Annotated in this window: 8 protein-coding genes and 1 pseudogene; 3 read left to right on the top strand and 6 right to left on the bottom strand. The window is 71.4% G+C overall.

The annotated features are described in order from the left end of the window. Positions 1-96: 96 nt before the first annotated feature. The 5 genes from AC07DW_RS22920 to AC07DW_RS22900 all read right to left on the bottom strand — a co-directional run bounded on the left by AC07DW_RS22920 (position 97) and on the right by AC07DW_RS22900 (position 3,655). The gene (locus tag AC07DW_RS22920) at positions 97-453 is read right to left on the bottom strand and encodes a hypothetical protein (RefSeq protein WP_478859534.1); all 357 of its coding nucleotides are present in this window, start codon (positions 451-453) and stop codon (positions 97-99) included. Continuing rightward, positions 450-2,174, bottom strand: a complete 1,725-nt coding sequence (gene ctaD / locus AC07DW_RS22915) for an aa3-type cytochrome oxidase subunit I (protein WP_478859533.1) — start codon at positions 2,172-2,174, stop codon at positions 450-452. The genes AC07DW_RS22920 and ctaD overlap by 4 nt, the downstream gene beginning before the upstream one ends. Positions 2,175-2,433: 259 nt before the next feature. Further along, the gene (locus tag AC07DW_RS22910) at positions 2,434-2,934 is read right to left on the bottom strand and encodes a DUF1360 domain-containing protein (RefSeq protein WP_478859532.1); all 501 of its coding nucleotides are present in this window, start codon (positions 2,932-2,934) and stop codon (positions 2,434-2,436) included. Between the two features lie 192 nt (positions 2,935-3,126). Then, a complete protein-coding gene (locus AC07DW_RS22905; RefSeq protein WP_478859531.1) occupies positions 3,127-3,303 on the bottom strand; it encodes a hypothetical protein in 177 nt (58 codons plus the stop codon). 103 nt (positions 3,304-3,406) lie between these two features. Beyond that, on the bottom strand, positions 3,407-3,655 hold the full coding sequence (locus AC07DW_RS22900; RefSeq protein ID WP_478859530.1) for a hypothetical protein: 249 nt from the start codon (positions 3,653-3,655) through the stop codon (positions 3,407-3,409). Positions 3,656-4,024: 369 nt separating this feature from the next. Between AC07DW_RS22900 and AC07DW_RS22895 the strand changes: the two genes are divergently transcribed. The 3 genes and pseudogenes from AC07DW_RS22895 to AC07DW_RS22885 all read left to right on the top strand — a co-directional run bounded on the left by AC07DW_RS22895 (position 4,025) and on the right by AC07DW_RS22885 (position 8,131). Continuing rightward, positions 4,025-4,252, top strand: a complete 228-nt coding sequence (locus AC07DW_RS22895; protein WP_478859529.1) for a DUF5133 domain-containing protein — start codon at positions 4,025-4,027, stop codon at positions 4,250-4,252. Between the two features lie 127 nt (positions 4,253-4,379). Beyond that, on the top strand, positions 4,380-6,128 hold the full coding sequence (locus tag AC07DW_RS22890; protein ID WP_478859528.1) for a PP2C family protein-serine/threonine phosphatase: 1,749 nt from the start codon (positions 4,380-4,382) through the stop codon (positions 6,126-6,128). A 514-nt stretch (positions 6,129-6,642) separates the two neighbouring features. Continuing rightward, a pseudogene (locus AC07DW_RS22885) lies at positions 6,643-8,131 on the top strand (SulP family inorganic anion transporter). A 59-nt stretch (positions 8,132-8,190) separates the two neighbouring features. On the opposite strand, the gene AC07DW_RS22880 reads toward AC07DW_RS22885, so the two are convergent. Beyond that, positions 8,191-9,606 (bottom strand): FAD-dependent oxidoreductase, encoded by a 1,416-nt coding sequence (locus tag AC07DW_RS22880; protein WP_478859527.1) that lies wholly within the window; start codon positions 9,604-9,606, stop codon positions 8,191-8,193. Positions 9,607-9,711: the final 105 nt, after the last annotated feature.

The following is a 9,711-nucleotide window of genomic DNA, read 5'->3' as shown; positions in this document are numbered from 1 at the left end:
GCGTCAACGTCCTGTGGGCCCTGATCCGTGACCGGCGGTGCTACGAGGTCACACCCCCCGTGGCCGCAACCGCTTGACAACAACATTAGGAAGCGGTCACCGCGTCAGCCATGCCCCGGCGAACACGACGGTCCAGGTGACGACCGCCGCCACCACGCCGAGGAGGACCAGGCGCAGCTTGAGCCGCTCGTACCGTGCCGAGTACTCGGCCCGCAGTTCCTCGCAGCGAGTGGCGATGCCGCGCAGGACCGTCTTGGACAGTTCGACGCGGTCCTCGGCGTACAGGCGGGCGACCTCCTCCCGCTGTCCTGCGGTCAGCCAGGGCATGCGGCGCGCGAACGCCTCCGCCTCGCCGCGGGCCGTCCGGAGTTCCTGCTGGTAGATCAGGTATCCCTCGACCTCGTTGACGGCTGCGGCCAGCTCCCGGTCCGCCGGGGACCCGGCGGGCCTCATTCCTCGCCCTTCCCGGTGAGGGGTGCTGCTCCTTTGCCCGGTTCGAAGACGTCACGGCGGCCGTGGCTCACCGCGCTGTCGTACTCGCTGATGGCCGGGTGGTGGAGGTCGAACGCCGGGGACTCGGAGCGGATCTTCGGCAGGGTGAGGAAGTTGTGGCGGGGCGGCGGGCAGGAGGTCGCCCACTCCAGGGACCGGCCGTACCCCCACGGGTCGTCGACGTCGACCCGCTTGCCGCTCATGGCCGTCTTGTACACGTTGTAGAGGAACGGCAGGGTGGACAGGCCGAGCAGGAACGAGCCGATGGACGAGACGGTGTTGAGGGCGGTGAACCCGTCGGCGGCGAGGTAGTCGGCGTAGCGCCGCGGCATGCCTTCCGCGCCGAGCCAGTGCTGCACCAGGAAGGTCGTGTGGAAGCCCACGAAGAGGGTCCAGAAGTGGATCTTCCCGAGGCGTTCGTCGAGCATGGTGCCGGTCATCTTGGGCCACCAGAAGTGGAATCCGGCGAACATCGCGAAGACGATCGTGCCGAAGAGCACGTAGTGGAAATGGGCGACGACGAAATAGCTGTCGGTCACGTGGAGGTCCATGGGCGGTGAGCCCAGGATGACACCGGTCAGCCCGCCGAAGAGAAAGGTGACGAGAAATCCGACGGCCCACAGCATGGGTGTCTCGAAGCTGAGGGATCCCTTCCACATGGTGCCGATCCAGTTGAAGAACTTCACACCCGTGGGCACGGCGATGAGGAACGTCATGAAGGAGAAGAACGGCAGCAGCACCGCGCCGGTGGCGAACATGTGGTGGGCCCATACCGTCACCGAAAGGCCGGTGATGGCGATGGTGGCGCCCACCAGACCGATGTAGCCGAACAGCGGTTTGCGGGAGAAGACCGGGAAGATCTCGCTGACGACACCGAAGAACGGCAGCGCCAGGATGTACACCTCGGGATGGCCGAAGAACCAGAACAGGTGCTGCCACAGCATCGCCCCGCCGTTCTCGGGCGCGAAGACGTGGGAGCCGAAGCGCCGGTCGGACTCCAGCACCAGCAGGGCCGCGGCCAGGACCGGGAAGGCCAGCAGTACCAGGATCGAGGTCAGCAGCACGTTCCAGGTGAAGATGGGCATCCGGAACATCGTCATGCCCGGCGCGCGCATGCAGATGATGGTGGTGATGAAGTTGACCGCGCCGAGGATCGTGCCGAAGCCCGACAGGGCCAGACCCATGATCCACATGTCCGATCCCGGGCTGGGCGAGCGCTCCTCCCGGCTGAGCGGCGTGTACGCGGTCCAGCCGAAGTCCGCGGCGCCCTGCGGCTGGAGGAGGCTGGCGACGACGATGAGACCACCGAAGAGGAACAGCCAGTACGAGAGCATGTTCAGGCGCGGAAAGGCCACGTCGGGGGAGCCGATCTGCAGCGGCATGATGGCGTTGGCGAATCCGGCGAAGGTCGGTGTCGCGAACAGCAGCAGCATGATCGTGCCGTGCATGGTGAAGGCCTGGTTGAACTGCTCGGTGGAGACGATCTGCAGGCCCGGCCTCGCCAGCTCGGCGCGCAGCATCATCGCCAGCAGACCGCCGAGGAGGAAGAACGCGAACGACGTGATCAGATACAGGTGACCGATCTTCTTGTGGTCCGTGGTGGTCAGCCAGTCGACGGCAATACGTCCCACCCCTCGCCTCTTGACGGGAACGAGTGTGGTCGGCTCGGTGGTCGTGGCCATGAGAACCCCAGGAATGTGGACATGGACGCGCTCGCCGCGAACGCATGGAAGAGTCGGAGCAGACGCTACTGGGCGGAATGGCGCGTCGGCGGCGGGAACGGTCACCGAGCGAATAAGACGTTTCATGCGACTTACCCGATGCGGTGACCGTCCCCGCCCGGCGCCCGGTATTCCGGGTGCGATGGGGAAAGGGCGGCAAGCAGGGGCTCGGCCCCGGGCTTTGCCGCCCTAATCCGGTCGACTCGCTCCCCGCGGGGCGTCATTCCCCCCGCGTCACCCTGTCCATGAGGCCGCTGTACGCGAGTTGCAGCGCGTCCGCCCCGGCGACGGACGCCATGACGGCAACGGCGGTGCGCGTCGCCCGCGGCCATACGCAGCGTCCCGCGGTCAGGGCCGTGGTCACCCACATGCTCATGCAGAAGGGGCAGGTGAGCAGCTCGCCCGCGGCGTGCCGCAGGCCATGGCGGGGGCGCTCGCTGACCTCCGCGGGCCCCTGGGCGCCTTCGTAGGTGGTGAAGGGTTTCCGCAGCGGGCTGGTGACCGCGCCCTTCGTCAGGAGCCGGCTGACCCTGAAGGCCGCGATCGCCGTCAGGGCGATGTCGCTCGCGTCGTGCCGCTCGGGCAGGCGTCCGCGGCGCCGGATCAGGGCGGCCCACCCGCCGGCGTACGCGGCATACGTCGCCAGAGCCACCGTGTAGCCGCTCATCGGGCGTTCGTCGGCCTCGCCGCCGGTCACCCGCTCGTCCTCTTGCTCGCCCATGCGCACTCTCTCCGTCACCAGTCGCTCGTCCGTGGTCGATCGCCGACAGTCGTCAGCCGGCAGGCCGCCAGGTTCCCCTGTGGGGCCTGTTCAATCCGCCCTCCCCCGTACGGGCGGCCGAGGCCGGGGAGTACGGGGCGGGTGTGGCGGTGCGTCCGGCACCGCCACGCACCGCCCCTCGGCGGCCGCGGGTCAGCTCGGCGGCCGGTCCTCCTCGTCGGTCGCTTCCCGCTTGCCGCCACCGGATGCCTCGCCACCCCGGCGCCGGGCGTCGTCCGCCGCCCGCTCCTCCTCCGGGTGCACGTCGTTCTCGCCGGTGACACGCTCCAGCGGCGACTTGTCCTGGTCTCGTCTTCCGGGCTCTCCCATGACTCCTCCTGTGCCGACAGGCGCTCCCGCACCGCGCGCGTTCACGCCGGGGCGGGCCGGACGGCACGGGTTCCCCTCATGCCCGCCCGCATGCGAACGCCGGTCAGGCACCCAGTTCGCGGGCCATCGTCGCCAGGGCCGCCGCGAGGGTGCGCACCCGGTCCTCCGACGGGTCCGCGGTGCCGAGCCGGTCGACCAGATCGGCGCGGGTCATCAGCACGACGGCGCCGCGGTACGACTCCGACGCCAGTCCGGCCGGACCGACCACCTGGGCCCGTCCCTCCATCAGGACCAGCGCCGCGTCGTCCTCGGACGTTCCCAGCAGCTCATGGACGTGACTTTCCTCGATCATGCGGGCGATCCTCCTTGTCGTACGGAACCTGCGATCAGGCTATCCATTGAGCCTGATGCTGCTCCTATGAGCGCGTACGGGTTTGAGCGCGTCGCTCCGGGACACCCGTCAGATGTGCCGCGGTGCCCGCTTCCGGTTCCTGACGACGAGGGAGCACGGGTCGCGCAGCACCGCGGGAGCGTGCTTCCGGGTGCGCGACATCGCGGCACACCAACAGACTTCCCCCCGTCGCGAGGCGCGGACGGGGGCGTGTTTCGGCCATGTCCCGAACACCGGGCCGCGACGCCGGCATGAACCGGGGCGACGAGGGCACGAGCCGTAGCGAAGGGCGTGCGTGGCGCCCGATGTACCTGGGGAAAGGGACTCGTTGTGCTGATGGCTCACCCGGCTGTCCTGGCCAAGCTCATCGAAGAGTACGAGGTGCTGACCGCCCTCCATGCCGAAGAGAGCACGCCGGAGGTGCAGCAGCGGCTCCAGGACGTTTCCTACACGCTGTGCGTCTCCACCGGCACGTGCGACGTCACCGCCGCGCTCATAGCGGCGCGCCACCAGCTGCCCGGCGCGCGCCCCGAGGACGACTCCCTCCTCGGCGTGTAGCGACCCGGGTGACGGCCCGAGGATCTCCGTAGAACACGCACGTGCCCGCCCGGCCCCCCACTCCCGGGAGTGGGGGGCCGGGCGGGCACGTGCACAATGGGGGGGCTGTGGGATTGAGGTGTGGACGATGACTGATCCCTCCCGGCCTGCGGAGGCCGCCAAGAGGGCCGGCGCTGTGCGGCGCCTCCTGAGCGACGCGCTGGACCGGCTGGGCCTCGGCGCGTACGCGGTCGACGCGGACGGCTGCATCGTCGCGGTGAACGCTCAGGCGGAGGCCCTGCTCGGCCACGACGCGGACGGCCTCCTCGGCCAGGACGCGCACGACTTCCTGCACCGGGACGCCCACGGCAGGTACCTGCCACGCAGCCGCTGCCCGATGATGGAGGCCTTCGTCGCCGGCCGGGCCCGGCAGGAGGACCTGGGCTACTTCCAGCGCGGGGACGGGTCGCTGCTGGCCATGTCATGGCTGGTCGCGCCCCTCCGCATCGGACGTGGCGACACCGGCGCCCTGGTGACGTTCCACGAGTACGATCCGTCCGGCGCGAACCCGGCCGAGCCGGCCATCGAGGCGGGGCTGCTCCCGGAGCTGGAGCGGCTGGCCCTGCTGGCCGAGACCACCACGCAGCTGACCGCCACCCTGGATGTCGGGGAGGCGCTGGACCGGCTGGTGCGGCTGGTGGTCCCCCTGCTGGCGGACTGGGCCGTCATCGACCTGATCACCGAGAACGACGAGGTGTCGCGCGCCGTCGTGGCCTGCGTCGACGACGGCCGGATCGTCCGCCGCGACGACTTGCAGGGAGCCATGCCTCCGGTGCTCCCGGCCTCACCGCTGCCGCTGTCCCGGGCTCTGCGCGGCGCCGGATCCACTCTGGCGACCCCGCAGACGTACCAGGGGCCGCCGGACTCCGGCATCGCCCTGGAGCAGCGCAACCTGTTCGACGCGACCGGCATCCACTCGGCCGTCATCGCGCCCATCCGGGGCCTGCGGGAGGTTCTCGGAGCGCTCACCCTCGGCAGGTCCAAGCGGCCCGAGGCCTTCACCACGGCCGAGATCCCGCTGGTGGAGGACATCACCCGCCGCGCCGGACTGGCCCTGGACAACGCCCGCCTCTACCAGCGCCAGCGCAAGGTCGCCGAGACCATGCAGCGTCATCTCCTGCCCCAGATGCCCCACGTGCCCGGCCTCCAGATGACCGCGCGCTACCTGCCCGCGCCGCACGCCTCCCAGGTCGGCGGCGACTGGTACGACGCCTTCCATCTGCCCGACCACGCCCTCGCCCTGGTGATCGGCGATGTCGTGGGACACGATCTGGACGCCGCGGCGGGCATGGCACAGCTCCGCAACATCCTCCGCGCCTACGCGTGGTCCCAGCAGGATCCGCCCGGCGCCATCGTCAGCCGCTTCGACCGGGCCCTGCCGCACATCGCGGAGGTCGGCATGGCCACCATGATCCTGGGCCGGCTGGAACGGGTCAGCGGTGGCCGGTGGCAGTGGCAGTGGACGAACGCGGGTCACCCGCCGCCCCTGCTGGTGACCCGCGACGGCCAGGCCCGCTACCTCACCGATGGGCACGGTCTCCTGCTCGGCACCGAGGCCGGCGTCCGGCGGAGCAACGCCACGAGCGTCCTGCCGCCGCAGTCCACCCTCGTGCTCTACACCGACGGCCTGGTCGAGTCGCCCCGGCGCCCCATCGACCACGGAATGGAGCGGCTGCGCCGGCACGCCGCGTCCCTGGCGCACCGGCCGCTGGAGTCGTTCAGCGACCTGCTCATGGAACGGGCCCGCCCGGTCGACAACGACGACGACGTGGCCCTCCTCGCCGTACGTCTCCCGGCGCCGGGGGCGTCAGAGGCGCCCGGGACCGAGACGCCCTGAACCGTGCCGTCCGGCTGAGAGGCGTGCCGGGCACCCGGTATGTCCGCCAGCGCCCCGCCGGCCGTGTGCCCGGGCGCGACCGTGTGCCCGGGCGGAGGCCGTCACACTCCCCGTCCGAGCACTCTCCCGAGAGTACGACGGCGGCGCGGCACCGCGAGAGTGCGCCGGTCCGTCCGGTCCGGACGCCTCCGCCGCTCCCCCACGCGGTGTTCGGTAGGGTTGCGGGGGCCGACAAGGCCCCTGGGGAGGATCCGATCGATGCGGGAGAGAAGCGTGCGTACGTTCGTGACGTCCGGCGCCGCCGCCTGCCCGCCGTGACGCCTCGCCCCGGTATGTGAGCCGCCCCGCCCGTTCGCGCGGCCGTCGCTCCCCCTCCTTTCCGGCTCCGTCCCTCACGGGGCCCTCCACGGCGTGCCGACCCGGTACCGCCGTGTCCTCCCGCCCGCCCCGGCCTGCCGACGGGGTGTGCCCGAGCCCGACAGGTGCACGTCTCTTGTCCTCTGCTGTTGCCGCTGTGTCCCCGGCCGCGCGCCTGCGCGGGCTGAAGCCCGACTGGCTGCGTGACCCGAAGGTGTGGCGCACCGAGGTGCTGGCCGGACTGGTCGTCGCCCTCGCGCTGATCCCCGAAGCGATCTCGTTCTCGATCATCGCCGGGGTCGATCCGGCGCTCGGCCTGTTCGCCTCGTTCACGATGGCCGTGACCATCGCGATCGTCGGCGGACGGCGGGCGATGATCTCCGCCGCGACCGGCGCGGTGGCCCTGGTGATCGCGCCGCTCAACCGGGAGCACGGGCTCGGCCACCTGATCGCGGCGGTCATCCTCGCCGGGGTCCTCCAGGTCGTCCTGGGTGCGCTCGGGGTGGCACGGCTGATGCGGTTCGTCCCCCGCTCGGTGATGGTCGGCTTCGTGAACTCCCTCGCCGTGCTCATCTTCATGGCCCAGCTGCCGGAGATGTGGAACGTGCCGTGGGCCGTGTACCCGCTCATCGTGGCCGGCCTGGCACTGATGGTGTTCTTCCCGAAGGTCACCACCGTGATCCCGGCGCCGCTGGTGTCGATCGTGATCCTGACCGTGATCACGGTCGGGGCGGCCGTCGCGGTGCCGACCGTCGGCGACAGGGGCGCTCTGCCCTCCTCGCTGCCGGTGCCGGGGCTGCCCGACGTGCCGTTCACGATGGAGACCCTGACGACGATCGCCCCGTACGCGGTCGCGATGGCGCTGGTCGGGCTGATGGAGTCGCTGATGACCGCCAAGCTGGTCGACGACATCACCGACACGAACTCCGACAAGAGGCGCGAGTCCATCGGGCAGGGCATCGCGAACATCGTCACGGGCTTCTTCGGTGGCATGGGCGGCTGCGCCATGATCGGCCAGACGATGATCAACGTGAAGGTCTCCGGCGCGCGTACCCGCGTGTCGACCTTCCTGGCCGGCGCCTTCCTGATGGTGCTGTGCATCGTCTTCGGGCCGGTCGTCTCCGACATCCCCATGGCCGCTCTGGTCGCCGTCATGATCATGGTGTCGGTCGCGACCTTCGACTGGCACTCCATCGCCCCGAAGACCCTCAGGCGCATGCCGGCCGGGGAGATCGGCGTCATGGTGATCACCGTCGTCTGCGTCGTGGCCACCCACAACCTCGCCGTCGGCGTCGTCGTCGGCTCCGTCACCGCCATGGTCGTCTTCGCCAAGCGCGTCGCGCACCTCACCGACGTCACGGCCGTCGCCGCCCCCCGACGGCACCGGCGTCGTCTACCGGGTCACCGGCGAGCTGTTCTTCGCATCCTCCAACGACCTCGCCGGCCGGTTCGACTACGCGGGCGACCCCGAGGACGTCGTCATCGACCTGAGCGCGGCGCACGTCTGGGACGTCTCGTCCGTCGCCGCTCTCGACGTCGTCCAGACCAAGTACGCCCAGCGCGGCAAGACCGTCAGGATCACCGGCCTGAACCGCCCGAGCGCGGACCTGCACGGCCGGCTCACCGGCGAGCTGACCGGTCACTGACCGGCGGCGCCCACCGCCGGTGAGCGCCGCCGCGGCCCCCGGCCGCTGTCAGCCCGTTGTCAGCAGCCCTCCGAGGGGGCGGGCGCTCCGGAACCGATCCGGAGGGTGGACGGGGCGGCGCAGCAGCCGCCGGCCGGCTCGTCGGCGGCCTCCGGCTCGTCGAAGAGGCCGGCGCCGCCGCACACCCCCGTCTCGGGCAGTGTCAGCTCGACGCGCTCGGCGGCCTCCCGGTCGCCGGCGAGGGCGGCGGCGATGGAGCGGACCTGCTCGTAGCCGGTCATCGCGAGGAAGGTCGGGGCGCGGCCGTAACTCTTCATGCCGACCAGGTACACGTCCTTCTCGGGGTGGGCCAGTTCGTTCACGCCGTGCGGGTATACCGTGCCGCAGGAGTGGACGTTGGGGTCGATGAGGGGTGCCAGGCCCAGCGGTGCCTGGAGCCGGTCGTCGAGGCCGAGGCGGAGCTCGGACAGGAAGGACAGGTCGGGGCGCAGGCCGGTCAGGACGACGACCTCGTCGACCGGGTCGAGGCGGCGCCCGTCCTCGGCGACCAGGACCAGCCGCTCGCCGTCGCGCTCGACGGCGGTCGTACGGAAGCCGGTGACGGTGGCCGCGTGACCGTTCTCCACGGCCGCCTTGGCCGCGAGGCCGAGGGCGCCGCGGGCCGGCAACTGGTCGGCCTCGCCACCGCCGAAGGTGGAGCCGCCGATGCCCCGGCGCAGGATCCAGGTGGTGTGGGTGCCGGCGCCGTCCGCCGACGCGGCCAGACCGGCGAGCCCGGCGAGGGCGGTGAAGGCGGAGGCGCCGGAGCCGACGACGGCGGTGCGCCGGCCGGCGTGGCGGGAGCGGACGGCGGGGTCCGCGAGGTCGGGGACGCGGTAGGCGACGCGGTCGGCGGCCGCGTGTTCGCCGAGGGCGGGCAGGCCGTCGCCGCCGAGGGGGCCGGGGGTGGACCAGGTGCCGGAGGCGTCGATCACGGCCCGCGCCGTGAGCCGCTCCTCGGCGCCGTCGGCGTACCTCACGTGCACGGTGAACGGCTGGGCGTCCCGGTCGGCGTCCACGACGCGGTCCCGGCCGAGGCGGGAGACGCCCGTGACCCGGGCGCCGAAGCGGACACGCTCGCCGAGGACTCCGGCGAGCGGCTGGAGGTACCGCTCGACCCAGTCGCCGCCCGTGGGGCAGGCCGCCGCGTCGGGAGCCGTCCAGCCGGTGGGGGCCAGCAGCTTCTCCGCCGCCGGGTCGACGAGTTCGCCCCAGGGGGAGAACAGCCGGACGTGGCTCCACTCGCGCACCGCCGTGCCCGCCGAAGGGCCGGCCTCCAGCACCAGCGGATCCAGGCCCCGCTGGACGAGCTGGGCGGCGGCGGCCAGGCCGACCGGCCCGGCGCCGATGACCACGATCGGGAGAGCGGAGAACACGGTGGCGGACGCGTCGGTGGTGTCGGTGCTGCCGGCGGTTCCGCTGGGCGGCGCGGACATGATGACTCCCTTGATTCGACATCTGTCGATGGATTGCACGCCTTCAGCATGGCAGGTTGATTCGACAAACGTCAACATAGATCGCCATCGAAATAGTGGTTCGAT

The sequence above is a fragment of the Streptomyces sp. NPDC045701 genome (assembly GCF_056432045.1).
This window is presented reverse-complemented; position numbering and strand designations above follow the sequence as displayed.

What these genes read in the sequence shown, in the direction of transcription:
- AC07DW_RS22910 (WP_478859532.1), bottom strand. Translation starts at nt 2,934, where the DNA reads ATGGGCGAGCAAGAGGACGAGCGGGTGACCGGCGGCGAGGCCGACGAA.
- AC07DW_RS22905 (WP_478859531.1), bottom strand. Translation starts at nt 3,303, where the DNA reads ATGGGAGAGCCCGGAAGACGAGACCAGGACAAGTCGCCGCTGGAGCGT.
- ctaD (WP_478859533.1), bottom strand. Translation starts at nt 2,174, where the DNA reads ATGGCCACGACCACCGAGCCGACCACACTCGTTCCCGTCAAGAGGCGA.
- AC07DW_RS22900 (WP_478859530.1), bottom strand. Translation starts at nt 3,655, where the DNA reads ATGATCGAGGAAAGTCACGTCCATGAGCTGCTGGGAACGTCCGAGGAC.
- AC07DW_RS22880 (WP_478859527.1), bottom strand. Translation starts at nt 9,606, where the DNA reads ATGTCCGCGCCGCCCAGCGGAACCGCCGGCAGCACCGACACCACCGAC.
- AC07DW_RS22890 (WP_478859528.1), top strand. Translation starts at nt 4,380, where the DNA reads ATGACTGATCCCTCCCGGCCTGCGGAGGCCGCCAAGAGGGCCGGCGCT.
- AC07DW_RS22920 (WP_478859534.1), bottom strand. Translation starts at nt 453, where the DNA reads ATGAGGCCCGCCGGGTCCCCGGCGGACCGGGAGCTGGCCGCAGCCGTC.